Here is a 20806-nt window from a genome sequence, read left to right as displayed (position 1 = left end):
CCGGACGCGCCTCCACGCACCCGACCGGGACTTGGCCCATGCAGGATACCGCCACCGCGCCACGCCTGACCGGCGTGGCGGTTTGTTTCTACGTGTTCCTGCCGTTCGCGCTGGGACACTATCTGTCGACGCTGCTGCGCAACGTGAACGCGGTGCTGGCCCCCGACCTGATGGGGACGCTCGCGCTCACACCGGGCGAGCTGGGGCTGCTCACCAGCGCCTTCTTCTTCGCCTTCGCGCTGGTCCAGTTGCCAGTCGGGATCGCCCTCGACCGCTGGGGGCCGTGCAGGGTGCAGCTGTCGATGATGCTGGTCGGCGCGCTCGGCGCGCTGCTGTTCGCGCGCGGCACCGGCTTCGGGCAGCTGCTGGTGGCGCGCGCCATCATGGGCCTGGGCCTGGGCGGCTGCTTCATGGCGGCGGTGAAGGCGGTGTCCACCTGGATCACCCCGGCCAAGCTGCCTTCGGTGCACGGCTACCTGATCGCCGTCGGCGGGCTCGGTGCCGCCAGCGCGACCATGCCGGTGCGGCTGGTGCTCGACTATACCGACTGGCGCGGCCTGTTCGCCATCCTGGCCGGGCTGACCGCATGTTCCGGCCTGCTGATCGCGCTCCTGTATCCTCGTGACAAGGGACCGCAGCCCAAGCGCGGACCGCTGGGGCAGGCGCTGCGCGAGGTGTTCCGGGCGCCGGTGTTCCGCAGCACGGCCTCGCTGGTCCTGATCCCGCATGCGGTGTTCTTCGGCATCCAGGGGCTGTGGATCGGACGCTGGCTGTCGGACGTCGCGCGCTTCCCCGACGACGCGGTCGCCTACCTGCTCTACATGGGGATGGCGTCGGTGATCTTCGGCGCCATCGGGGTGGGCATGATCACCGAATGGGCCGGCCGGCGCGGCATTGCTCCGCTCGACGTGGCCGCCGCCGGCATCGCCGTGTTCCTGCTGGTACAGGCCGCCTTCGTGCTCAACTACAAGCCGAGCTTCCAGCTGCTGTCGGTGCTGTTCACGCTGGTCGGGACCATTACGGGAATCGAGTACGCCATCATCGCGCAGTCGATGCCGCGCGAGCTGACCGGACGCGCGGCGACCTGCCTGAACCTCCTGATCTTCATCGGCGCCTTCGTGGTGCAGGCGGGCTTCGGCCTGCTGGTCGGCCTGTGGCCCCTGGACGATGCCGGCCAGACTCCCGCCATGGCCTACCGCATGGCCTTTGCCGTGCTGGTACTGGTGCAGTTGCCGGGCCTGGTCGGATTCGTGCGGCGGCGCCGGCGCTACAGCGCGCCGGCCGCCGAGGATGTCGAGGAGGTCCAGGCGGTTCCCACCTGAACCGCTTCTCTCGCCGGAAGGGATGGCGCGATATTGCCGGATTGGCTAGTATCGTGCTGTCCGCCCCCACCGAGAGAACACCATGCGCGACCACCTCCTGCCTCGCATCGCCAGCGGCGCGATGCTCCTGCTGCTGGCCGCCTGCGGCGACCGCTCCACGCTGTCCCCCGGCGCCGACGTCGGCACCCACCCGCTCCTGGTGTCGCCGGTCAGCTCCCTGATCCCGACCGTGGACATCGCTCCCGCGAAGGGCTGGCCGCCCGGCGCCAGGCCGGCGGCGGCGGAGGGACTGGCGGTGCAGGCCTACGCTTCCGGCCTCGACCATCCGCGCTGGCTTCACGTGCTGCCCAATGGCGACGTGCTGGTCGCCGAGAGCAATGCGCCGCGCCAGCCGGCCAAGACGGGCATCAAGGCCTGGGTCCAGAAAAAGGTGATGGAAAGGGCGGGCGCGGGCGTGCCCAGCGCGAACCGCATCACGCTGCTGCGCGACGCCGACGGCGACGGCGTGGCGGAAGTGAAAACCGTGTTCCTGAAAGGCCTGAATTCGCCCTTCGGCATGGCGCTGGTCGGCGACACGCTGTACGTGGCGAACACCGACGGCATCGTGCGCTTCCCCTACCGCGCGGGCGATACCGCGATCGGCGCGCCGGCGGAGCCGGTGGCGCTGCTGCCGGGCGGGCCGCTGAACCATCACTGGACCAAGAACATCATCGCCAGCCCGGACGGGCGCAAGCTGTATGCCACCGTGGGTTCGAACAGCAACGTGGCCGAGAACGGCATGGACCAGGAAGTCGACCGCGCCGCCATCCTCGAAGTGGACATCGCCAGCGGCAAGACCCGCCTCTTCGCCAGCGGCCTGCGCAACCCCAACGGCCTGGCCTGGAACCCGGAAACCGGGGTGCTGTGGACGGTGGTGAACGAACGCGACGAGATCGGCAGCGACCTGGTGCCCGACTACCTCACTTCGGTGAAGGGCGGCGGTTTCTACGGCTGGCCCTACAGCTGGTATGGCCGCCACGTGGACGCGCGCGTCCGGCCGCAGCGTCCCGAGCTGGTGGCCAGGGCGATCGTGCCGGACTATGCGCTGGGCGCCCATGTGGCGGCGCTGGGCCTGGCCTTCTATACCGGCGCGCTACTGCCCCAGTTCACGAACGGCGCCCTCATCGGCCAGCACGGTTCCTGGAACCGCAAGCCGCTGTCGGGCTACAACGTGGTGTATGTGCCGTTCAGGGAGGGGAAGCCGGCCGGGAAACCGGTCGAGCTGCTCACCGGTTTTCTGAACCAGGACGGCGAGGCGCAGGGCCGGCCGGTCGGTGTCGCGGTGGACGGAAAGGGAGCGATCCTGGTGGCGGACGACGTCGGCAACGTGGTCTGGCGCGTGACGCCCGCCGCTCCGTGATCTGGTCCACTGGACCAGATCACTCAGGCGCACCCGCTGACCAGCAGGATCGGCATCCCGGTCCACAGGATCCCGACAAAGGCCAGCACCGCCCCCAGCGCCGCCGCCCAGTCGAGCAGCGCCGCTTCCGTGGCGTTGCGCAGGATGCCGCGCTCGCGCCAGGCCAGCCACAGGCAGATGGCCAGCGCCGCCACGGTCGCGATTCCCAGCAGCACCCGGTTCGGCCCGTCCGCGCGCAGCGCCGCCGGCGTGCATTGCGCCGCCGCCAGCAGATAGCAGAAGCTGAAGTGCGCCGCCCACACCAGCAGGGACAGGGTGCCGCGCATGAGCTGCCGGAAGAAATGGTCTTGCATGGTCTACTCCATCAGCCACGGCATCAGCGCCGGCAAGCCCTGCACCAGCGCCATGCCGGCAAGGCCCTGTAGCGTCGTGTAGTGCCAGAGCAGGGCGACGTTGTCGAGCGTTGCGCGGCTGCGCTCGGTAAGCATGCCGCGCCAAGCGCGCAGCACCAGGTAGGGACCGGCGATCGCCAGCACCACCACGTGCAGTCCCTGGTAGCCGAGCAGCCCGCCGATCGCGGCGCCCCAGGCGCTGGCCGTCGGATCGAGGCCGGCGAACTGGTGCCCGCGCAGATCGAACAGGAAGGAGGCCGCGGTACAGCCCAGCGCGAGCAGCACCAGCCAGGGCAGGCGGCGCTTGCCGAGCGCGCGCACGGCCAGCAGCATCAGCACCGAACTGGCCGCCAACAGGCCGGCCGAGACCAGCTGCGAGGACAGTTCCGGCAGGGCGGCGCCCGGCGGCGGGCAGACCTGCAGCCGCATCGACACGTGGATGTAGGCGTAGCCGAAGGAGGCGAAGATGCAGGCGTCGACGATCAGCATCACCATCGTGCCCCACCACGACTGCGAGGCCGTGGTCTTGGCGTTCACCGGCAGCACCAGGTCGTCGGCGACCCGCGCCTGCTCGATGGGCGGCTTGCGGTCCGATTCCCACAGCCAGGCGACGGTGCCGCCCACCGCCATCAGGCCGAAGATGAAGGCCGGCAGGATCGCCTTGACCGTCAGCAGCAGGAAGAAGCCGGCGGTGCCGAGGGCGGCGATGACCGGCAGCCAGCTGTCGCCCGGCAGCACCATCAGGTAGCGCGGCTCGGCCTTGACCGGGCTGGTGGCGATGGTTTCGCGCAGGCCGGTGGCGGTGCCGGGCAGGTAGTGCTGGCCGCGCTCGACCTCTTCCGGCAGGGTCGGCTGGTCCCACAGCGGATTGGTCGAGTGGATGCGCGGGATGCTGCGGTTGCCGTAGGATTCGGACGGCAGCCATTCGAGGGTCGGCGAGTTCCACGGATTGCCCACTTCCTTTTCCGGCCGGCGCAGCGCGCGCACGGCGTCGACGATGAACAGCAGGACGCCGAAGGCGAAGATGAAGGCGCCGACCGTGGAGAGCATGTTCAGCAGGTTCCAGCCGAGGTGCGCGTCATAGGTGTAGACCCGGCGCGGCATGCCGTACAGGCCCGTGATGTGCATCGGGAAGAAGGCCAGGTTGAAGCCGCCGAACATCATCCAGAACACCCAGCGCCCCAGCTTCTCGGACAGGGGCTGGCCCTTGACCAGCGGCAGCCAGTAGTACATCCCGGCGAACACCGGGAACACCATGCCGCCGATCAGGACATAGTGCAGGTGGGCCACGATGAAATAGGTGTCGTGGGCCTGCCAGTCGAACGGGATCACGGCGACCATCACCCCGGTCAGGCCGCCCAGCACGAAGATGAACATGAAGCCCATCAGGAACAGCGCCGGAGACGTCATGCGCACCCGCCCGTTCCACAGGGTGGCGATCCAGGCGAACACCTGGATGCCGGTCGGGATGGCGACGGCCATGCTGGCGGCCGAGATGAAGCTCATCTCCAGCACGCCCAGGCCGGCGGTGAACATGTGGTGGGCCCACAGCCCGAAGCTGAAGAAGCCCACGCCCACCAGGGCCACGATGATGGCGCGCCGTCCCACCAGCGGCGTGCCGGCGATGGTCGGGATCATGGTCGAGACCATGCCGGCGGCGGGCAGGAAGATGATGTAGACCTCGGGGTGGCCGAAGAACCAGAACAGGTGCTGCCACAGGATCGGGTCGCCGCCGCGCTCGGCGATGAAGAAGGGCCAGTCGAAGGCGCGCTCCAGTTCCAGCAGGGCGGTGCCGGCGATCACCGCCGGGAAGGCGAACACGATCATCACCGCCACCACCAGCATGGCCCAGGCGTAAACCGGCATGCGGCGCAGCGTCATGCCCGGCGCGCGGGTGAACAGGATGCCGATGATCAGTTCGATCGCGCCGGCGATCGCCGAGATCTCGATGAAGCCGATCCCCAGCAGCCAGAAGTCGGCGTTCAGGCCCGGCGAATAGGTGTTGCCGGTGTAGGGCGGGTACATGAACCAGCCGCCGTCCGGCGCCAGGCCGACGAAGATGGTGCAGAAGAAGGCCAGGCCGCCGAAGGCATAGGCCCAGTAGGCATAGGCGGACAGGCGCGGGAAGGGCAGGTCGCGCGCGCCCAGCATGTTGGGCAGCAGGTAGACGGCCAAGGCCTCGACGATCGGGATCGCGAACAGGAACATCATCACTGTGCCATGCATGGTGAAGACCTGGTTGTAGGTATCGGGGCTGAGCAGGGTGTTGTCGGGCACCGCCAGCTGTACCCGCATGACCAGCGCCAGGATGCCGGCCAGGATGAAGAACAGCAGGGCGGTGCCGATGTAGAGCAGGCCGATGCTGGTGTTGTTCACCGACGTGAAGAAGCGCCAGCCGGTGGGCGTGCGCCAGACTTCCTTCAGGCGCTCGAATTCGCCCTCCGGGCGGGGCAGTGAACTAGGCAAATGCGTGGGCAGCGGCTGGGTCATTTCAGGTGCTCGAGGTAGGTGGCCAGCGCGCGCAGCGTGTCGCGGTCGAGGTCTTGCGAGCCGGGCATGAAGACGCCGGGCTTGGCGGCCTGCGGGTCGGCGATCCAGCCTCCCAGCGTGTCGCGGTGATTGCGCAGGGTGCCGGCGCCGATGTGCATGCGGCTGCCGACGTGGGTCAGGTCCGGACCCAGGCGCGAGCCTTCGGCCACGCCGCGGATCGTATGGCAGGCCTGGCAGCGCTGCTCGAGGAAGGCGGCGCGGCCGCGTGCGAGGATTGCGTTGTCCGCGGGCCTGGCCGGCTGCGCCTGGCGCGCCAGCCAGGCCTCGAATTCCTGCGGCGCCAGCGCCACCACGTGCAGCGCCATCTTGGCATGCTGGGCGCCGCAGTATTCGGCGCACTGGCCGCGGTAGATGCCCGGCTTGTCGGCGCGCAGGGTCAGGCCGGTGACGCGGCCCGGCACCATGTCGCGCTTGCCGGCCAGCGAGGGCACCCACAGGCTGTGGATCACGTCGGCCGAATTCAGGCCGAGGTAGACGCTGCGGCCGACCGGGATGTGGATCTCGTTGGCGGTGGCGATCTCGCGTCCGCTCGCCGGGTCGTGGTAGCGCACTTCCCACCACCACATCTTGGCGGTGACCGAGATGGTGAGCGCGTCGCGCGAAGTCTGCGGCGCCAGCTGGGCGCTGCGCCAGGTGCTCCACCCCAGGAGCGCGGTGAGCACCACCACCGGGAAGGCGATGCCGCCGCCCCCGATCCACAGCAGCGCGCGCGCCGGTCGCTCCTGGCGCCGCAGGCTGAGGTAGAGCAGCGCCATCACGGCGGCGAAGATCACGGCGCCGGCGCCGAACATCACCCAGGCGAACTGGCTGATGATGGCCGCGTCCCAGCCGGCCGGCTCCAGGGCCGAGTGCAGGGTGCCGGTCATGGCGCTCACCTCAGGGTGTACAGGAAGGCCGCGATGTGGCGCGCTTCCTGTTCCGTCAGGCCCATGGGCGGCATCTCGGTGCCGGGTTTGACGGCATGCGGCACGCGCAGCCATTGCACCATGTTGGCGGGCTGGTTGGGGATGCCGCCGGCGATGTAGCTCAGGCGGCCGATGTAGTCGAGCGAAGGGCCGGCGTCCTCCGACTTGCCGTCCGCGCCCTGCACGCCCGGGATCACGTGGCAGGCGCCGCACTGGTACTGGGTGACCAGCCGCAGGCCCACCTGCACGTCGCCGCCGGGGACGACCGGGCGCGCGTCGTCCTTGCACCCGGCGAGCAAGACGGTACAAGCCAGCATCAAGGCGGCCTGTGTGGCGGTGCGGAGAGAGTCGCGGTAAAGACGGGGGCGCACGTTTGAAATTCGACATTGTGGAGTGGCTTTTATAATACACAAACAACAATGTATTTTTTTTAACGAATCCAATCGGACGCACCCCGACATGCTCTCCAACCGCCAATGGCTGATCGTGAAGACCGCTGTACTGACGCTGCTCGCGGCGGGCGCCGCCGCGGGTGCGGCCGGCCTCGCGGTCCTTTTCGGCGGCTGGTACAACATCGGGGCCACCGCCCAGCATTTCCCCTTCGTGTACACGGTGCTGGAAGAGGGCATGGCCAACTCGGTGCGCCACCACGCACGCGAGGTGCGGGTGCCGCGCCTCGGGGACGAGCAGCAGCTGCGCATCGGCGCCGCGGTCTACCGCGACAAGTGCCTGCAATGCCACGGCGGCCCGGGCGTGGCCCAGTCCACCATCGGCATGAGCATGCAGCCGATTCCGGGGCCGCTGGTGGACGCCAACCAGCACTGGGAAGCGCGCGAGCTGTACTGGATCACGAAGAACGGCATCAAGATGAGCGGCATGCCGGCCTGGGAATACCACCTGGGCGAGGACGAGATCTGGGCGGTGGTGGCCTTCGTGAGGGCCATGCCGGCGATGAGCGCGCAGGATTTCCGCGCCTGGACGGCGGCGCCTGGCGCGCCGGCGCTGGCGCAGGGAGGAGCGAAATGAGCGTCTTGCGCATCGCGGCGGCACTGGCGCTGGCGGGCCTGGCCGCCTGCTCGCCCAAGCGGCCGCCGGTCGGCGTGCAGGGCGACCCGGAGCGCGGCAAGATCGCCGTGACGCAGTATGCCTGCCAGTCCTGCCATATGATTCCCGGCGTGCCCGGCTCGAAGGTCTACGTCGGCCGCCCGCTCGAAGGCATGGCCGGGCGCAAGGTGCTGGCGGGAGCGGTGCCGGGCGGCCAGGACGGCCTGGTGCGCTGGATCCGCGACCCGCAGTCGATCGATCCGCATACCGCCATGCCGAACATGGGCGTGAGCGCACGCGATGCGCTCGATATCAGCGCATATCTGCTGAGCCAATAACCTGGCCGCCCGATCCTTGGTATCATCGCCCGCTGGCCCATGCTGGGCGTGTTCGGCGTTTGCTATACAAGGAAGACAAGAATGAGATTGGTGCGCTATGGCCGCCCGGGCAAGGAAAAGCCGGGCCTGTTCGACGAAGAGGGCCGCCTGCGCGACCTGTCCGGGATCATCGACGACGTCGACGCGTCGCAGCTCTCGGACAAGGCGCTGCGCAAGCTGGCGAAGATCGACTGGAAGACGCTGCCGCTGGTGCGCGGCAATCCGCGCCTGGGCGTGCCGGTCAAGGGCGTCGGCAAGTTCATCGGCATCGGCATGAACTATGCCGACCACGCTGCCGAGACGGGGGGCGAGGTGCCGAAGGAGCCGATCTTCTTCACCAAGGCGATCAGCAGCCTGTCCGGTCCGGACGATCCGGTCCAGCTGCCCAAGGGCTCGAAGAAGACCGACTGGGAAGTCGAACTGGGCGTGGTGATCGGCACCCGCGCGCAGTACGTGAGCGAAGACGAGGCGCTCAAGTACGTGGCCGGCTACTGCGTGGTCAACGACGTGTCCGAGCGCGCCTTCCAGTTCGAGATGGGCTCGCAGTGGGACAAGGGCAAGGGCTGCGACAGCTTCGGTCCGGTCGGCCCCTTCCTGGTCACGCGCGACGAAATCTATGACGTGCAGGACCTGGACCTCTACCTGGAACTGAACGGCAAGCGCATGCAGACCGGGAATACGTCGAACATGATCTTCACGGTTGCTAGAATCGTCAGCTACGTGTCGCGCTTCATGACCCTGGAGCCGGGCGACATCATCACCACCGGCACCCCGCCGGGCGTGGGCATGGGACGCTCGCCGCAGCGCTTCCTGAAGAAGGGCGACAAGCTCAGGCTCGGCATCGCCGGACTGGGCGAGCAGCAGCAGGAAGTGGTCGCTTTCCCGAAGTAAGACCCTAGTCCGGCAGGCGCGCTTCGCATTCCGCCGGCACCGCCGTCCTGGCCGTGTTCATCACCATGGCCAGGAAGGTGTAGTACCCGTTGATGCCCATCAGATCGACCACGCCATGCTCGCCGAACAGCGCGAGCGCATCGGCATACACCCGGTCCGACACCGATTTGGCCTCGTGCAGCTCGATGCAGAAGTCGTGCACCACCGCTTCGTCGACCAGCATGTCGCTTGGTCTGCGCCGCTCGGCGATCGCACGGATCACCGAGGCCGGGATGCCATTCTTCCCCGCGATCGGCGCATGGATCGCCCATTCCACCCCCTGGTTCCACTGGCGTGCGGTGACCAGGATCGCCAGTTCCGACAGCCGTACCCCGATCGCGCTGCGGTAGCGCAGGTACTCGCCCATGCGCTGGGCGTATTCCATCAGCTCCGGACTGCGCAGCAACGGCACGAAGGGGCCGTACAGGGCTCCGCGAGGCCCGTCGATGATGGCCTGCGCCGCGGCGCGCTGGGACGGGCTCATGTCCGCGAGCGCAATCGGTCCGAGTCGGTCGGTCATGGCGTGGAAGGTGGTGAGAAAAGCGTGTTGTAATTGGAAAATAATTGCACAGCGTCCGTCGAAAATCAAAAGAACCGGCGCCGGGCACGCTTATTGTCAAACTCTTGTTCTGACCAAGGGAGCCGCAATGAGCCATATCCTCCACCGTAACCTGCGCCAGGTGCCGCCGACCGCGGTGTCGGCGAGCGGCATTCACATGCGCGACAAGGCCGGCCGGGTCTACATCGACGCCAGCGGCGGGGCCGCCGTGTCCTCGCTGGGCCACGGCCACCCGGACGTGATCGCTGCCATGCACCGCCAGATCGACCGCTGCGCCTACGCCCACACCGCCTTCTTCACTACCGACGTGGCCGAGGAGCTGGCCGACCGCCTGATCGCCGGCGCGCCGCAGGATATTGGCGGCGTGTACCTGGTCTCGGGCGGCTCGGAAGCGATGGAAACGGCGCTCAAGCTGGCCCGCCAGTACTGGGTGGAAGCGGGCGAGCCGCAGCGCCACCTGTTCATGGCGCGGCGCCAGAGCTACCACGGCAACACCCTGGGCGCGCTGGCGGTGGGCGGCAACGAATGGCGCCGCAAGGCCTTCGCACCGCTGCTGATGGACACCGTGCGGGTGAGCGCCTGCTACGAATACCGCGGCCGCGCCGCCCACCAGAGCGTGGACGACTATACCGCCGGCCTGCTCGACGAGCTGGAAACCAACATCCTCAAGGCTGGGCCGGAGAACATCATCGCTTTCGTCGCCGAGCCGGTGGTGGGCGCCACCGGCGGCGCGATCCCGCCGACGCCGGGCTACTTCCAGGGCGTGCGCGACATCTGCGACCGCTACCGCATCCTGCTCATCGCCGACGAGGTGATGTGCGGGATGGGCCGCACCGGCACCATGTACGCGATCGAGCAGGATGGCGTGGCGCCGGACATCATCGCCATCGCCAAGGGCCTGGGCGCGGGCTACCAGCCGATCGGCGCGGTGCTGGCGCACCAGACCATCGTCGACTGCCTGCGGGGTGGCAGCGGCATGTTCCAGCACGGGCACACCTACATCGGGCATCCGGTGGCAGCAAGCGCGGCGTTGGAAGTGCAGAAGGTGATCGAGCGCGATGATCTATTGGCGCGGGTGCGCAGCCGCGGCGCCACGCTGCGGCGCATGCTGGGCGACGTGTTCGGCACCCACGAGCACGTGGGTGACATCCGCGGGCGCGGCATGTTCCTGGCGCTGGAATTCGTCCAGGATCGCGCCACCAAGGCGCCGTTCGCGCCGGAGCGCAAGCTGCATGCGGCGATCAAGGCCAAGGCGATGGAGAACGGGCTGATGGTCTACCCGATGGGCGGGACCATCGACGGACAGCTTGGCGACCATGTGCTGCTGGCGCCGCCCTTCATTGCAACGGCGGCGGATCTGTCGGAGATCGTGTCGCGGCTCGCCGATGCGGTGGACGCGGCGTTGAAACAGTAGGGTGGACGGCTATGCCGTCCGCGCGTTCAACCGGTGCAAGATCGGCCGTAGCGTCTATTCAACGGTGATTTGAACGCGCGTTCGGCAGAGCCGAACACCCTACGCGATTACTTTTCTCAGCCACTTCGAAATATCCTGCACCTCTTCCAGGCACAGCGAGTGCTGCATGGCGTACTCGTGCCACTCGACCCCGTAGCCGAGCGAGACCAGCAGCTCCTTCGATTCGCGCGCACGCGCGAAGGGCACCACGTTGTCGTGGGTGCCGTGGGCCATGAAGACCGGCGTGGCCAGGCTTTCCGGGGTACGTTCGTTGGCGACCACGTTGGCCAGCGGCAGGTAGCCCGACAGGCACAGCATGCCCGCCAGCTTTTCCGGATGGCGCATGCCGGTCTGCAGGGTCATCGCGCAGCCCTGCGAGAAGCCGGCCAGGATGATGCGCGAGGCCGGGATGCCGCGCGCCTTTTCGCGCGCGATCAGGGCTTCGACGTCGCGCTGCGAGGCGCGCAGACCGCCTTCGTCCTCGCGGCGGGTCAGCTCGGCACCGGTGATGTCGTACCAGGCGCGCATCACGTAGCCGCCGTTGATCGTCACCGGCATGGTCTTCGCATGCGGGAACACGAAACGGATGCCGGGCAGGCCGGACAGATCCAGTTCGTTCACGAGCGGCACGAAGTCGTTGCCGTCGGCGCCCAGGCCGTGCAGCCAGATGACCGCCACTTGCGGGTTCGGCGCGGTTTCGATCTCGATGTTTTGCAGCAGTTCCATGGGTTCCTTTGTTCGTTCAGGCAGCAGGAGGACGCAGCGCCGACTTCGGGCGGAAGGTCTTGCTGATGGACGGATTGGTCTCGATGTAAGGCCCCTTGATGAGGTCGATGCAATAGGGCACGGCGGCGAAGATGCCGCCGACGACCGTGTTGCCGGCCTCGTCCTTCAGGCCTTCGAGCGTTTCCTTGATCGACTTGGGCTGGCCCGGCAGGTTCATGATCAGGGCCGCATGATCGGCCGTCTCGCGGATCACCGCGGTCTGGCGCGACAGGATCGCGGTCGGCACGAAGCGCAGGCTGATCTGGCGCATCTGTTCGCCGAAGCCCGGCATCTCTTTCGTGGCCACGGCCAGCGTCGCCTCGGGCGTGAGGTCGCGCCGCGCCGGACCGGTGCCGCCGGTGGTAAGCACCAGGTGGCAGCGCACGTTGTCGACCAGGTCGACCAGGGTACGCTCGATCTCCGCCCGTTCGTCGGGGATCAAACGGGTTTCGACGCGAAACGGCGTGGTGATCGCCTGCGCCAGCCAGTCGTGCAGGGCCGGGATGCCCTTGTCTTCATAGACGCCGCCGCTGGCGCGGTCCGAGACCGACACCAGGCCAATCACCAGTTCAGGATTACTCGTCGTCGGATTCGTCATCGCCGGCTTCTTCCTCGGTGTCCGCGGCCTGCTTCTGCTTCTTGCCCAGGTCTTTCAGGATCTGGAAGATCTCGCGGTAGGCCTTGGGCGGCTTGTTCTCCGCCTGTTCCTTGCGCGCGTTGCGGATCAGGGTGCGCAGGTGCTGCGCGTCAAGCTCCGGGTTCTCGGCCAAGAGCTGGGTCAGGGCCTTGTCGTCGGCGAGCAGCTTTTCGCGGCGGCGCTCGAGGGCGTGCAGGGCGGCGGTCTCGGCCTTCGAGGCGCCCTTCCAGCCCTCGATGGTGCGCTTGATCACCTCGACTTCGGCCTCGTCCAGCGTGCGCATCTTCTTGCCCACGAATTGCAGGGCGCGGCGGCGGCCTTCGTGGTTGGTGATGGTCTGGCAGGTGAGGATGGCTTCCTTGACGTCTTCCGGCATCTCGACGCGCTTGACGCGGTCGCGCGGCGCGTCCACCAGCTGTTCGCCGAGCTTTTGCAGCTCGTTCGACTGACGCTTGGCTTCGGACTTGGAAGGACGTTCGTATTCTTGCTCGAACTCGTTGGACTGGAAGCCCACGGAGCCGCGGTTTGGATTAGGCATGATCTATGGATTGACCCGGATCGATCCGATTGGCGTAGAGCCGGTCAGTGAAAATAGTAAACGGCTGCTATGATAACTGTTTTAGGGCGAGCTACGAAAAACACGACATGAACGACTCCGCGATCACCTCAGCGTTTACCCATACCCAGGACCAGCTGAAACAGCTCGCCCGCGACGTATTGGCGTTTGCGAAAGAGCAGGGCGCCACCGATGCATCGGTCGAGATCAGCGAAGGCAGCGGCCTGTCGGTTTCCGTGCGTAAAGGCAAGATCGAGACCATCGAACAGAACAGGGACAAGGGCATCGGCGTCACCGTCTATTTCGGCCAGCGGCGCGGCAATGCCAACACCTCCGACTTCTCCACCAGGTCCCTGAAGGACACCGTGGAAGCGGCCTGGAACATCGCCCGCTTCACCGCCGAGGACGATTGCGCCGGCCTGCCCGATGCCGAGCTGCTGGAAACCAATCCGCGCGACCTGCGCCTGTTCTACCCCTGGCAGATTTCGACCGAGGAAGCGGTCGAACTGGCCCAGCGCTGCGAGAACGCCGCCTTCGAAGTCGATCCGCGCATCGGCAACAGCGAAGGCGCCAGCGTCTACGTGCAGCAGTCGCATTTCGTCGGCGCCAACTCGCGCGGCTTCATCGGCGGCTATCCGTTCTCGCGCCATACGATCTCGGTCGCGCCGATCGCCGGCAAGGGCAACAAGATGCAGCGCGACGACTGGTACACCTCGGCGCGCGACCCGAAAAAGCTGGCCCGGCCGGAAGCCGTGGGCCGCTACGCCGCCGAGCGCGCGCTGGCGCGCCTGAACGCGCGCAAGCTCGATACCCGCACCTGCCCGGTGCTGTTCGAGGCCCCGCTGGCCGCCGGCCTGCTGGGCGCCTTCGTGCAGGCCGTCTCGGGCGGCGCACTGTACCGCAAGTCGAGCTTCCTGCTCGACTCGCTGGGCAAGCAGGTGTTCCCGGAGCACATCAGCATCGTCGAAGACCCGCACCTGATCGGCGCGGTCGGCTCCGCGCCGTTCGGCGAGGAAGGCGTGCGCACCACCCGCCGCAAGGTCGTGGAGAATGGGGTATTGCAGGGCTACTTCCTGTCCTCGTACTCGGCGCGCAAGCTGGGCATGCAGACCACCGGCAACGCCGGCGGTTCGCACAACCTCGACATCGTCTCCAGGGATACCCGCCGCGCCGACGACTTCGAAGGCATGCTGCGCAAGATGGGCACGGGCCTCCTGGTCACGGAACTGATGGGCCAGGGCGTCAACTACGTTACCGGCGACTATTCGCGCGGCGCGTCCGGCTACTGGGTCGAGAACGGCGTGATCCAGTATCCGGTGGAAGAAATCACCATCGCGGGCAATATGCGCGAGATGTTCCAGCAGATCGTCGCCATCGGCAACGATGTCCTGGCACGCGGCAACAAATCGACCGGTTCGATCCTGATCGAAAAAATGGTCGTGGCCGGCAGTTGATTACACCGGAGAAGAATATATATGAGCAAGTTCGTTCGCATCGATAAGGAAAACAGCCAGAAGAGCGTCCTGCTCAACCTCGACCTGGTGGCCACCGTCGAGCTGTCGCAGCCCTCCGACCTGCTCAGCTCGGGCAACGAGGCGCGCAAGGCCTATGTGAGTTTCCTGGCGCCCGACAAGACCACCATCGCCACCCTGCATTTCGACGTGCTCGAGGACGCCAATGCCTGGGTCCACAAGCACCTGGGCGTGGAACTCTAAGACACGCGAAAAAAAGCCCACCGGACCGCACGGTCGGGTGGGCTGTGCCGGGGCTGGCGACGCTCAGCCGGCCTGTCCGATGCGGCTCAGGCGCTGGCCGTAGATGCCCCAGGTGACCGGCTCGCCGTCGACCGTGGCCTTGAGGGCCCAGCCGGTGCCGATCTTCTCGACCGTCACCTCGGTTTCCAGCTCCTTGGCGACCTTTTCGGCCCAGGTCTGGGCCGCGCCGCGGCCCTTGAACAGCTCCTGGCCTTCGAAGATGACGGTGGCGTCGAACACGGACGCGGAGAACACGCTCATCGTCCGCTCCTTATTTCGTGCCCAGCGCGCGCACCGCGTTCAGCACCGGCTGCAGCACCGCCGCGCCCAGGCGCGCGCTGCGGGCGCCGTCCCAGCCCACCTGCGGGTCCGGGTCGTTGGCGTTGTCCTTGAACGGCAGTTCCAGGGTCAGGGACAGGCAGCCGAAGGCGTGGGTGATGTGCGAGGAGCCCATGGTCAGGGTCTCGTCGGTGAACGGGGTCTGGCCGTAGCCGTGCACGTCCTGGAAGTCCGGGCTGGCGATCTTGAAGTCCTCAATGAAGCGCTGTTGCTGCGCGGCCTGGGCGTCGGTCCAGGTGGGCAGCGACTCGCTGCCGGCCACGAACACATAGGGCAGGCCCTCGTCGCCGTGCACGTCCAGGCACAGGTCCACGCCGGTCTCGTGCATCTTCTTGAGCACCAGGAAGACTTCCGGGCTGCGCTCCATGGTCGGGTTCATCCACTCGCGGTTCAGGTTGGCGCCGGCCGCGTTGGTGCGCAGGTTGCCGCGCACCGAGCCGTCCGGGTTCATGTTCGGCACCACGTAGAACACCGATTCCTTCAATAACTGACGCCCGAACGGGTGGGCCGGGTCGAGCAGGGCATCGAGCATGCCTTCGACGAACCACTCGGCCATCGTTTCGCCCGGGTGCTGGCGTGCGATCACCCAGACCTTCTTCTTCTCGGGCGCGGGTTCGCCGATCACCAGCATGTTCAGGTCGCGGCCGTCGACGGTGGAGCCGAGGTCCAGCATGCGCACGTGCTCGGCCATCTGGGCGCGGTCGAGCAGTTCCAGGTGGCGCTCCCACGAATACGGTTCGAAGTAGGCGTAGTAGACGCTGTCCATGCCCGGGGTGTGTTCGATCGTCATCACCTGGCCGTCGTAGGAGGTCGGCACGCGGAACCAGTTGACGCGGTCGTAGCTCGCCATCGCCTGGTAGCCTTCCCAGCCGGCCGGATAGGCGGCCTGGCCCGCGTTCAGGAAGCGGATGGTGCAGGCCTGGCCTTGCGCGCCCTGCAGGCGGAAGTAGAACCATTGCACGATATCGGCGTGCGAATCCTTGCGGATGTTCAGGTCGATGGCGTTCGCGCTGGTGGCGTTGACGACTTCGATGGCGCCAGCGTCGAACTGGCTGCTGATCTTGATAGACATGGTGTGTCCTGGATTATTGGTGTTGGGTAAAACGCTAATCATACTGCACGAATCAGGCGAGGCCGCCGAATCGCTCATGGAAGTCCTGGTCCGCTTCCGGCGTGGATGCGTCTTCCTTGCGCAGCATCGCCATGATGTGTTCCTCGGCCCGCGCGTAGGTATGGCGGTAGATGCGCCCGGCGAGTTCATAGGCGTCGCTGCCCGGCCATGGGTCGGGCAGCAGCCCGAGCGGCAGCATCGGGTCGTGCAGCTGCACGCGGCGGTAGGCGTGGATCAGGAGGGTGCGGATCGCGAAGGCGTCCTGCGGGGCGATGTCCGGGTCCATGTCCGCCAGCTGTGTGAAGGTCTCGATGAAGCCGCGGTAGCCGGCCACCACCCCGGACAGATCCCAGGCGTCGCCCACCAGCTCGGGCAGCGGACGCGCGCCGACGCCGGGCAGCCCGGCCGCATCGCAGACGAACACCTTGCCGTCGGCCCCGGCGCGCGCCAGGATCTCGCGCAGGGTGTCGCGGTCGGGCGCCGGGTGGGTCATCACGCCGGTGGCCAGCATGGCGAAGCCTTCCCACGCCAGTTCCTTGCGCAGCAGGGCGCGCAGGTCGCCATCGATGCTGCCGTTGGACGCCAGCACGAAGGTCCAGCGGCCATCCCAGTCCAGTCCCGGCGGCGAATAGATGCGGCGGTTGGCGCGCTCGAAGCGCGGCAGGGCCTTCGGTTCGAGCGCATAGCGGCTGCGCCGGCCCTCGCGGCTGGCGGTCAGCCAGCCTTCCTGCACCAGGCGGAACACGCTGGTGCGCACCAGCCGCTCCGACACGCCCAGCGGGCCCAGGAGGTCGATCATGCTGCCCAACCAGAAGGCGCCGCCGTGCGGGGCGATGGCGTCGCCGCACACCGTCATCACCAGCGACTTGTGGCGCGGCGGGTCGTTCGTCAGGAAGCGGTCTATCCACTCCGCGCTGCTGGGTTGTGCCATTGATGGGGCCTCAATATGATTCAAGATTTTGGTGTACATCCGATTTTTTGTATCGTATTATGGATTGAAGAAGTTCGCAACGGAGACCAGCATGTACGCACAAATGGTGGAGACCGGACTCAAGAAAGTCCGAACCGAAGAAGACATGAGCCTTGAGGAGGCAGCATTCCAGGCGCGCATCGATGCCGGCATCAAGATCGAGCCCAAGGACTGGATGCCCGAGGCCTATCGTAAAACCCTGATCCGCCAGATCTCGCAGCACGCGCACAGCGAGATCGTCGGGCAATTGCCGGAAGGCAACTGGGTGACGCGCGCACCGACGCTGCAGCGCAAATCGGTGCTGCTGGCCAAGATCCAGGACGAGGCCGGCCACGGCCTGTACCTGTACAGCGCCGCCGAGACGCTGGGCGTGTCGCGCGACGAGCTGCTGCAGGCACTGCACTCGGGCAAGGCAAAATACTCGAGCATCTTCAACTACCCGACCCTGAGCTGGGCCGACATGGGCGCCATCGGCTGGCTGGTGGACGGCTCGGCCATCATCAACCAGATCCCGCTGTGCCGCTGCTCGTACGGTCCGTACGCGCGCGCCATGATCCGCGTCTGCAAGGAAGAGTCCTTCCACGCGCGCCAGGGCTACGACATCATGATGGCCCTGGCCAGGGGCACGCCGGAGCAGAAGGCGATGGCCCAGGATGCGCTGAACCGCTGGTGGTGGCCTTCGCTCATGATGTTCGGCCCGTCGGATGCCGAGTCGGTGAACAGCGCCCAGTCGACCGCCTGGCGCATCAAGCTGTTCTCCAACGACGAGCTGCGCCAGCGCATGGTCGACCAGACCGTGCCGCAGGCCGAATACCTGGGCCTGACCATTCCCGACCCCGACCTGAAATGGAACGAGGAGCGCGGCCACTACGACTTCGGCGCGATCAACTGGAGCGAATTCCACAACGTCCTGAAGGGCAACGGCCCCTGCAACCGCGAGCGCCTGCGCACCCGCGTGAAAGCATATGAAGACGGCGAGTGGTTCCGCGACGCGCTGGTCGCCCACGCCGAGAAGAAAGCCGCCCGCCAGGCAGCCGCATAAATCAACGGAGATACTTGAGATGAGCAAAGAATGGCCGCTGTGGGAAGTCTTCATCCGCAGCCAGCACGGCCTGGCCCACAAGCACGTGGGCAGCCTGCACGCGCCTGACGCCGAGATGGCGATCAACAACGCGCGCGACGTCTACACCCGCCGCAACGAGGGCGTCTCGATCTGGGTCGTACGCGCCCAGGACATCGTGGCCAGCAGCCCGAACGACAAGGAAGCGCTGTTCGAGCCGGCCAACAGCAAGGTCTACCGCCACCCGACCTTCTTCCCGATGCCGGAAGAAGTCAAGAACCTGTGAGCCGCGCCGTGGATGCCAAGATTGAATACCTGCTGCGCCAGGGCGACAATGCGCTGATCCTGTCGCAGCAGCTGTGCCAGCTGTGCGGCAAGGGCCCGGCGCTGGAAGAAGACATGGCGCTGTCGAACGTCGCGCTCGACCTGCTGGGCCAGACCCGCATGTGGCTGAGCTATGCGGGCGAGCTGGAAGGCAAGGGCCGCGACGAAGACCGCCTGGCCTTCCTGCGCGACGCCCACGACTACCGCAACTGCCTGCTGGTCGAGCAGCCGAACGGCAGCTATGCCGAGGTATTGATGCGCCAGTTCCTGTTCGATACCTGGCACTACTTCCTGATGGACGGCCTGACCCGCTCGAGCGATGCGCGCATCGCCGAGATCGCGCAGAAGTCGATCAAGGAAGTCACTTACCACCTGCGCCGCTCCGGCGACCTGGTGGTGCGCCTGGGCGACGGCAGCGACGTCAGCCACGCGAAAATGCAGGCGGCGCTGGACGAGCTGTGGATGTACAGCGGCGAGATGTTCCTCTACGACGCCATCGATGAGGCGATGGTGGAGCAGGGCGTGGCGCCGGCCGCGGAGCCGCTGCGCAAGAGCTGCCTCGACCACATGACGGAAGTCTTCGCGGAAGCGACGCTCGCCATGCCCGACCCTGGCGCCTGGATGCAGCGCGGCGGCAAGCAGGGCCGGCACAGCGAGCGCCTGGGCTACATCCTGGCCGAGATGCAGTTCCTGCAGCGCGCCTATCCGGGAGCGCAGTGGTAATGAGCGCGGTGGGCGTCAGCCTGGAGCAGGTGTGGAGCTGGCTCGGCGAAGTCGCCGATCCGGAGATCCCGGTCATCTCGGTGGTGGACCTCGGCATCGTGCGCGACGTCGCTTTCGACGGCGACGCCTGCGTCGTGACGATCACTCCCACCTACTCGGGATGCCCGGCGATGCAGGTCATCGCGGACGCGGTCAAGGAAGCGCTGCAGGCGCACGGCCTGATGGATGTCCGCATCGTCAGCCGCCTGGCGCCCGCCTGGACCACCGACTGGATGAGCGAAGCCGGCAAGGCCGCCCTGAAGGGCTACGGCATCGCGCCGCCAGTGCAGCAGGCGATCGACATCAGCGGCCTGCACGCCGGCATCCGCCGCCGCGCCGCGCCGATCGTAGCCTGCCCGCATTGCGGCTCGCCGCATACCCAGCTGACCAGCGAGTTCGGCTCGACGCCCTGCAAGGCGCTGTACAAGTGCCTCGACTGCCGTGAGCCTTTCGACTATTTCAAGTGTCACTAAGATGAGCAAATTCTATCCATTGACCGTGGCGAAGGTGAAGCAGGAGACCCGCGACGCCATCGCCGTCACCTTCGACGTCCCCGCCGAACTGAAAACCGAATTCGCCTACCAGCAGGGCCAGCACCTGACCCTGCGCGCGATGATCGACGGCGAGGACGTGCGCCGCTCCTATTCGATCTGCTCGGCGGTGCAGGACGAACAGCTCCGTGTGGCGATCAAGCGGGTGGCCGGCGGCCAGTTCTCGAGCTGGGCCAACGAGCACCTGAAACCGGGCGCCACCCTCGAGGTGATGCCGCCGATGGGCCACTTCAACGTGCCGCTCGACCCGAGCAGCGAACGCCACTACCTGGCCTTTGCCGCCGGCAGCGGCATCACGCCGATCCTGTCGATCGTGAAGACGACCCTGCGGGCCGAGCCGAAGAGCCGCTTCACCATCGTCTACGGCAACCGCGCCTCGTCGAGCGTGATCTTCCGCGATGAACTGACCGACCTCAAGGACACCTACATGGACCGGCTCAAGCTGGTGTATGTGATGAGCCGCGAGCAGCAGGATATCGAACTCTTCAACGGCCGCATCACCGAAGAGAAATGCGGCCTGTTCCTGCGCCACTGGATCGACATCAAGGACATCGACATCGCCTTCATCTGCGGCCCGGAAGACATGATGCACGGCGTGTCGCGTTCGCTGCAGGCGGCCGGGCTGGCAAAGGAGCAGATTCGCATCGAGCTGTTCGCCGCCAGCATCCGGAAGCACGAGCACAAGCCGCGCAGAATCGAAGCAGGGCAGCAGCACCACACCGAAGTCACCGTCATCATGGACGGCAATGCGGCCAGCTTCACGATGGACAAGGACAAGGAGTCCATCCTCGACGCCGGCCTGCGCGCGGGCATCGACATGCGCTACTCGTGCAAGGGCGGCGTGTGCTCGACCTGCCGCTGCAAGGTGCTCGACGGCCAGGTGGAGATGGACGTGAACTACGCGCTGGAGGATTACGAAGTGGCGCGCGGCTTCGTGCTCAGCTGCCAGAGCTTCCCGATCAGCGACAAGGTCGTGGTCGATTTCGACATCGCCGAGTAAGCTGCGGGTCCCTGCGGGACCTGATAACAATAAGATTTGGAGACAT

The 20806-nt window shown here is 66.9% G+C and carries 24 protein-coding genes; 13 read left to right on the top strand and 11 right to left on the bottom strand.

Annotated features, from left to right (window positions below; all coding sequences use genetic code 11):
• Nucleotides 1-38: 38 nt before the first annotated feature.
• Nucleotides 39-1322 (top strand): MFS transporter, encoded by a 1284-nt coding sequence (locus MasN3_RS23240; protein WP_281910581.1) that lies wholly within the window; start codon nucleotides 39-41, stop codon nucleotides 1320-1322.
• Between the two features lie 82 nt (nucleotides 1323-1404).
• The gene (locus tag MasN3_RS23235) at nucleotides 1405-2721 is read left to right on the top strand and encodes a PQQ-dependent sugar dehydrogenase (RefSeq protein WP_281910580.1); all 1317 of its coding nucleotides are present in this window, start codon (nucleotides 1405-1407) and stop codon (nucleotides 2719-2721) included.
• Nucleotides 2722-2744: 23 nt separating this feature from the next.
• On the opposite strand, the gene MasN3_RS23230 is transcribed toward MasN3_RS23235, so the two are convergent.
• The 4 genes from MasN3_RS23230 to MasN3_RS23215 are packed head-to-tail and all read right to left on the bottom strand — an operon-like array spanning nucleotide 2745 to nucleotide 6885.
• Entirely contained in the window at nucleotides 2745-3074 is a 330-nt protein-coding gene (locus MasN3_RS23230) for a hypothetical protein (protein ID WP_281910579.1), read from the bottom strand.
• A 3-nt stretch (nucleotides 3075-3077) separates the two neighbouring features.
• The gene (ctaD, locus tag MasN3_RS23225) at nucleotides 3078-5603 is read right to left on the bottom strand and encodes a cytochrome c oxidase subunit I (protein ID WP_281910578.1); all 2526 of its coding nucleotides are present in this window, start codon (nucleotides 5601-5603) and stop codon (nucleotides 3078-3080) included.
• Nucleotides 5600-6529, bottom strand: a complete 930-nt coding sequence (gene coxB / locus MasN3_RS23220; protein ID WP_281910577.1) for a cytochrome c oxidase subunit II — start codon at nucleotides 6527-6529, stop codon at nucleotides 5600-5602. Before coxB ends, ctaD begins: the two co-directional genes overlap by 4 nt.
• Nucleotides 6530-6534: 5 nt before the next feature.
• A complete protein-coding gene (locus MasN3_RS23215; RefSeq protein ID WP_281910576.1) occupies nucleotides 6535-6885 on the bottom strand; it encodes a c-type cytochrome in 351 nt (116 codons plus the stop codon).
• Nucleotides 6886-7027: 142 nt separating this feature from the next.
• On the opposite strand from MasN3_RS23215, the gene MasN3_RS23210 reads away from it, so the two are divergent.
• From MasN3_RS23210 to MasN3_RS23200, 3 genes are all read left to right on the top strand, one after another.
• Nucleotides 7028-7594 carry a c-type cytochrome gene (locus MasN3_RS23210; protein ID WP_281910575.1) on the top strand — a complete coding sequence of 189 codons (567 nt, stop codon included), beginning with the start codon at nucleotides 7028-7030 and terminating at the stop codon, nucleotides 7592-7594.
• Nucleotides 7591-7950: a c-type cytochrome gene (locus tag MasN3_RS23205; RefSeq protein WP_281910574.1), complete on the top strand. Its 360-nt coding sequence runs from the start codon at nucleotides 7591-7593 to the stop codon at nucleotides 7948-7950. Before MasN3_RS23210 ends, MasN3_RS23205 begins: the two co-directional genes overlap by 4 nt.
• 81 nt (nucleotides 7951-8031) lie before the next feature.
• The gene (locus MasN3_RS23200; RefSeq protein ID WP_281910573.1) at nucleotides 8032-8880 is read left to right on the top strand and encodes a fumarylacetoacetate hydrolase family protein; all 849 of its coding nucleotides are present in this window, start codon (nucleotides 8032-8034) and stop codon (nucleotides 8878-8880) included.
• A 4-nt stretch (nucleotides 8881-8884) separates the two neighbouring features.
• On the opposite strand, the gene MasN3_RS23195 is transcribed toward MasN3_RS23200, so the two are convergent.
• Nucleotides 8885-9439: a carboxymuconolactone decarboxylase family protein gene (locus tag MasN3_RS23195; protein WP_281910572.1), complete on the bottom strand. Its 555-nt coding sequence runs from the start codon at nucleotides 9437-9439 to the stop codon at nucleotides 8885-8887.
• A 127-nt stretch (nucleotides 9440-9566) separates the two neighbouring features.
• On the opposite strand from MasN3_RS23195, the gene MasN3_RS23190 reads away from it, so the two are divergent.
• The gene (locus MasN3_RS23190; RefSeq protein ID WP_281910571.1) at nucleotides 9567-10892 is read left to right on the top strand and encodes an aspartate aminotransferase family protein; all 1326 of its coding nucleotides are present in this window, start codon (nucleotides 9567-9569) and stop codon (nucleotides 10890-10892) included.
• Between the two features lie 99 nt (nucleotides 10893-10991).
• Here MasN3_RS23190 and MasN3_RS23185 read toward each other — a convergent pair whose 3' ends face one another.
• Genes MasN3_RS23185 through yjgA form a run of 3 tightly spaced genes read right to left on the bottom strand, consistent with a single transcriptional unit; the run spans nucleotide 10992 to nucleotide 12871 of the window.
• Nucleotides 10992-11657: an alpha/beta hydrolase gene (locus MasN3_RS23185; protein WP_281910570.1), complete on the bottom strand. Its 666-nt coding sequence runs from the start codon at nucleotides 11655-11657 to the stop codon at nucleotides 10992-10994.
• Nucleotides 11658-11673: 16 nt separating this feature from the next.
• Nucleotides 11674-12294: a molybdopterin adenylyltransferase gene (mog, locus tag MasN3_RS23180; RefSeq protein WP_281910568.1), complete on the bottom strand. Its 621-nt coding sequence runs from the start codon at nucleotides 12292-12294 to the stop codon at nucleotides 11674-11676.
• Nucleotides 12272-12871, bottom strand: coding sequence for a ribosome biogenesis factor YjgA (yjgA, locus tag MasN3_RS23175; RefSeq protein WP_281910567.1), 600 nt, complete (start codon nucleotides 12869-12871; stop codon nucleotides 12272-12274). The genes mog and yjgA overlap by 23 nt, the downstream gene beginning before the upstream one ends.
• 107 nt (nucleotides 12872-12978) lie before the next feature.
• Between yjgA and pmbA the strand changes: the two genes are divergently transcribed.
• Both pmbA and MasN3_RS23165 read left to right on the top strand, forming a co-directional pair.
• On the top strand, nucleotides 12979-14343 hold the full coding sequence (pmbA, locus tag MasN3_RS23170) for a metalloprotease PmbA (RefSeq protein ID WP_281910566.1): 1365 nt from the start codon (nucleotides 12979-12981) through the stop codon (nucleotides 14341-14343).
• Nucleotides 14344-14364: 21 nt separating this feature from the next.
• The gene (locus MasN3_RS23165; RefSeq protein WP_281910565.1) at nucleotides 14365-14604 is read left to right on the top strand and encodes a hypothetical protein; all 240 of its coding nucleotides are present in this window, start codon (nucleotides 14365-14367) and stop codon (nucleotides 14602-14604) included.
• A 63-nt stretch (nucleotides 14605-14667) separates the two neighbouring features.
• On the opposite strand, the gene MasN3_RS23160 is transcribed toward MasN3_RS23165, so the two are convergent.
• Genes MasN3_RS23160 through paaX form a run of 3 tightly spaced genes read right to left on the bottom strand, consistent with a single transcriptional unit; the run spans nucleotide 14668 to nucleotide 17024 of the window.
• On the bottom strand, nucleotides 14668-14904 hold the full coding sequence (locus tag MasN3_RS23160; RefSeq protein ID WP_281910564.1) for a hypothetical protein: 237 nt from the start codon (nucleotides 14902-14904) through the stop codon (nucleotides 14668-14670).
• A gap of 10 nt (nucleotides 14905-14914) precedes the next feature.
• Nucleotides 14915-16054 (bottom strand): M14 family metallopeptidase, encoded by a 1140-nt coding sequence (locus MasN3_RS23155; RefSeq protein ID WP_281910563.1) that lies wholly within the window; start codon nucleotides 16052-16054, stop codon nucleotides 14915-14917.
• A gap of 52 nt (nucleotides 16055-16106) precedes the next feature.
• Nucleotides 16107-17024: a phenylacetic acid degradation operon negative regulatory protein PaaX gene (paaX, locus tag MasN3_RS23150; RefSeq protein ID WP_281910562.1), complete on the bottom strand. Its 918-nt coding sequence runs from the start codon at nucleotides 17022-17024 to the stop codon at nucleotides 16107-16109.
• A 91-nt stretch (nucleotides 17025-17115) separates the two neighbouring features.
• On the opposite strand from paaX, the gene paaA reads away from it, so the two are divergent.
• Genes paaA through paaE form a run of 5 tightly spaced genes read left to right on the top strand, consistent with a single transcriptional unit; the run spans nucleotide 17116 to nucleotide 20760 of the window.
• Complete coding sequence (gene paaA / locus MasN3_RS23145; protein WP_281910561.1) at nucleotides 17116-18105, top strand: 1,2-phenylacetyl-CoA epoxidase subunit PaaA; 990 nt, start codon at nucleotides 17116-17118, stop codon at nucleotides 18103-18105.
• A gap of 19 nt (nucleotides 18106-18124) precedes the next feature.
• Nucleotides 18125-18409: a 1,2-phenylacetyl-CoA epoxidase subunit PaaB gene (gene paaB / locus MasN3_RS23140; RefSeq protein WP_027865558.1), complete on the top strand. Its 285-nt coding sequence runs from the start codon at nucleotides 18125-18127 to the stop codon at nucleotides 18407-18409.
• A gap of 8 nt (nucleotides 18410-18417) precedes the next feature.
• Nucleotides 18418-19170 carry a 1,2-phenylacetyl-CoA epoxidase subunit PaaC gene (gene paaC / locus MasN3_RS23135; protein ID WP_281910559.1) on the top strand — a complete coding sequence of 251 codons (753 nt, stop codon included), beginning with the start codon at nucleotides 18418-18420 and terminating at the stop codon, nucleotides 19168-19170.
• Complete coding sequence (paaD, locus tag MasN3_RS23130) at nucleotides 19170-19682, top strand: 1,2-phenylacetyl-CoA epoxidase subunit PaaD (protein ID WP_281910557.1); 513 nt, start codon at nucleotides 19170-19172, stop codon at nucleotides 19680-19682. Before paaC ends, paaD begins: the two co-directional genes overlap by 1 nt.
• A gap of 1 nt (nucleotide 19683) precedes the next feature.
• Nucleotides 19684-20760: a 1,2-phenylacetyl-CoA epoxidase subunit PaaE gene (gene paaE, locus MasN3_RS23125; RefSeq protein ID WP_281910556.1), complete on the top strand. Its 1077-nt coding sequence runs from the start codon at nucleotides 19684-19686 to the stop codon at nucleotides 20758-20760.
• Nucleotides 20761-20806 lie beyond the last annotated feature (46 nt).

This window comes from Massilia varians (assembly GCF_027923905.1).
GTDB lineage: Bacteria > Pseudomonadota > Gammaproteobacteria > Burkholderiales > Burkholderiaceae_D > Telluria > Telluria varians_B.
This window is presented reverse-complemented; position numbering and strand designations above follow the sequence as displayed.

Excerpts from the sequence above, each read along its gene's own strand:
- paaB (WP_027865558.1), top strand. The coding sequence starts at position 18,125 with ATGAGCAAAGAATGGCCGCTGTGGGAAGTCTTCATCCGCAGCCAGCAC.
- yjgA (WP_281910567.1), bottom strand. The coding sequence starts at position 12,871 with ATGCCTAATCCAAACCGCGGCTCCGTGGGCTTCCAGTCCAACGAGTTC.
- MasN3_RS23155 (WP_281910563.1), bottom strand. The coding sequence starts at position 16,054 with ATGTCTATCAAGATCAGCAGCCAGTTCGACGCTGGCGCCATCGAAGTC.
- MasN3_RS23200 (WP_281910573.1), top strand. The coding sequence starts at position 8,032 with ATGAGATTGGTGCGCTATGGCCGCCCGGGCAAGGAAAAGCCGGGCCTG.
- paaX (WP_281910562.1), bottom strand. The coding sequence starts at position 17,024 with ATGGCACAACCCAGCAGCGCGGAGTGGATAGACCGCTTCCTGACGAAC.
- MasN3_RS23215 (WP_281910576.1), bottom strand. The coding sequence starts at position 6,885 with ATGCTGGCTTGTACCGTCTTGCTCGCCGGGTGCAAGGACGACGCGCGC.
- coxB (WP_281910577.1), bottom strand. The coding sequence starts at position 6,529 with ATGACCGGCACCCTGCACTCGGCCCTGGAGCCGGCCGGCTGGGACGCG.
- MasN3_RS23230 (WP_281910579.1), bottom strand. The coding sequence starts at position 3,074 with ATGCAAGACCATTTCTTCCGGCAGCTCATGCGCGGCACCCTGTCCCTG.
- MasN3_RS23240 (WP_281910581.1), top strand. The coding sequence starts at position 39 with ATGCAGGATACCGCCACCGCGCCACGCCTGACCGGCGTGGCGGTTTGT.
- ctaD (WP_281910578.1), bottom strand. The coding sequence starts at position 5,603 with ATGACCCAGCCGCTGCCCACGCATTTGCCTAGTTCACTGCCCCGCCCG.
- MasN3_RS23195 (WP_281910572.1), bottom strand. The coding sequence starts at position 9,439 with ATGACCGACCGACTCGGACCGATTGCGCTCGCGGACATGAGCCCGTCC.
- MasN3_RS23235 (WP_281910580.1), top strand. The coding sequence starts at position 1,405 with ATGCGCGACCACCTCCTGCCTCGCATCGCCAGCGGCGCGATGCTCCTG.
- MasN3_RS23190 (WP_281910571.1), top strand. The coding sequence starts at position 9,567 with ATGAGCCATATCCTCCACCGTAACCTGCGCCAGGTGCCGCCGACCGCG.
- paaE (WP_281910556.1), top strand. The coding sequence starts at position 19,684 with ATGAGCAAATTCTATCCATTGACCGTGGCGAAGGTGAAGCAGGAGACC.
- mog (WP_281910568.1), bottom strand. The coding sequence starts at position 12,294 with ATGACGAATCCGACGACGAGTAATCCTGAACTGGTGATTGGCCTGGTG.
- MasN3_RS23185 (WP_281910570.1), bottom strand. The coding sequence starts at position 11,657 with ATGGAACTGCTGCAAAACATCGAGATCGAAACCGCGCCGAACCCGCAA.
- pmbA (WP_281910566.1), top strand. The coding sequence starts at position 12,979 with ATGAACGACTCCGCGATCACCTCAGCGTTTACCCATACCCAGGACCAG.
- MasN3_RS23160 (WP_281910564.1), bottom strand. The coding sequence starts at position 14,904 with ATGAGCGTGTTCTCCGCGTCCGTGTTCGACGCCACCGTCATCTTCGAA.
- paaD (WP_281910557.1), top strand. The coding sequence starts at position 19,170 with ATGAGCGCGGTGGGCGTCAGCCTGGAGCAGGTGTGGAGCTGGCTCGGC.
- paaA (WP_281910561.1), top strand. The coding sequence starts at position 17,116 with ATGTACGCACAAATGGTGGAGACCGGACTCAAGAAAGTCCGAACCGAA.
- MasN3_RS23210 (WP_281910575.1), top strand. The coding sequence starts at position 7,028 with ATGCTCTCCAACCGCCAATGGCTGATCGTGAAGACCGCTGTACTGACG.
- MasN3_RS23205 (WP_281910574.1), top strand. The coding sequence starts at position 7,591 with ATGAGCGTCTTGCGCATCGCGGCGGCACTGGCGCTGGCGGGCCTGGCC.
- MasN3_RS23165 (WP_281910565.1), top strand. The coding sequence starts at position 14,365 with ATGAGCAAGTTCGTTCGCATCGATAAGGAAAACAGCCAGAAGAGCGTC.